We start from the raw sequence: 1,203 nt of genomic DNA on the forward strand, positions 1-1,203 counted from the left end.
ATTAAAATTAAATACGTTGCTCACCATTATTATATTCCTCTGATATGGTCTGAAACTAATTCTACAGAAGAAAAAATAAGTTATATTAGTCATATAATTAAAACTCCCAGCGAAGTAAGATTTGTTGAGAATTTAGAAAACTATTTAATTTCAGGGGATAATAGGCTAAAAGATTTTGATTGGTGGATGTTTAGTAAATTAGATGAGAGTTTAGATGAAGTTTATATCCCCTACTATAATCCAAATGAAAATAAAATAAGTAATTTTAATCCAGATTTCATTTTTTGGCTTCAAAAGGGCAATAAATACTTTATTGTTTTCGTTGATCCAAAAGGGATTGAACATTCGGGTTGGGCAGATAAACTCAATGGATACAAAAACATTTTCGGAGAAAAGTTTAAAGAAATTAATTACCATGGATTTAAAGTAGGAGTAAAATTATTTTTTATCTCTCGAGATGCTTCAACGGCACGTCAAAGATTTCCAGAACACTCGCAATATTGGTTTACTAATATTGGAAAGATGTTGGAAACTGTAATTTGAAAAGTGAACCTTAAGAGAGAGAAGTCGAGATTTTATTATTGAAAGTGACTTTTTTCAAGTCTTATCTAAAATAGTCTTGACTTTTTTCGAATTAATTAGTATTATGGGTGCTATGAAAGAGAGAATCCTTTATCAGAAAATATGGCAAAAGCTATCCTCTTATAAAAATATGGTATTTTTATCCGGTCCCCGGCAAAGCGGAAAAACGACCTTTGCAAAGATAATTGCCAGGGGTTTTAACAATCAAGTTTACTTTAATTGGGATGATATTCCCAGCAAGAAAGTATTGATCCGGGATCCTTACTTCTTTGAGAAAGTCGACCGGATGGATGAATCGATTCCGTTGGTTATTTTTGATGAAATTCATAAATACAGCAATTGGAAGAATTATCTCAAAGGAGTTTATGACCGATTTGCTGAAGAATACAAGATTCTGGTTACCGGTAGCGGTAGATTAGATTTGTATCAAGAAGGGGGAGATTCCCTGGCCGGCAGATATATGAAATTTCATCTATTACCTTTTACCTATTCAGAATTGATCAATAAACAAAACTCGATAACTGATTTCATAAGCAACCCCTTTCATTTTCAAGAGGATAATCAAACCGACTATGCTCTGTGGGGTGATCTTTTTGAGCTTAGTGGATTTCCGGAACCCTT

The 1,203-nt window shown here is 32.8% G+C and carries 1 protein-coding gene and 1 pseudogene; both read left to right on the forward strand.

Annotated elements, in window-relative coordinates; translation table 11 throughout:
• Window positions 1-543 (forward strand): annotated as a pseudogene (locus COZ07_RS01460) (restriction endonuclease subunit R); the annotation flags it as partial.
• Between the two features lie 112 nt (window positions 544-655).
• Window positions 656-1,203, forward strand: a 548-nt coding sequence (locus COZ07_RS01465; RefSeq protein WP_406606824.1) for an ATP-binding protein, incomplete at its 3' end; no start/stop codon positions are given.

It is taken from the genome of Candidatus Infernicultor aquiphilus (assembly GCF_002784285.1).
Taxonomy (GTDB): Bacteria; Atribacterota; Phoenicimicrobiia; order Phoenicimicrobiales; family Phoenicimicrobiaceae; genus Infernicultor; species Infernicultor aquiphilus.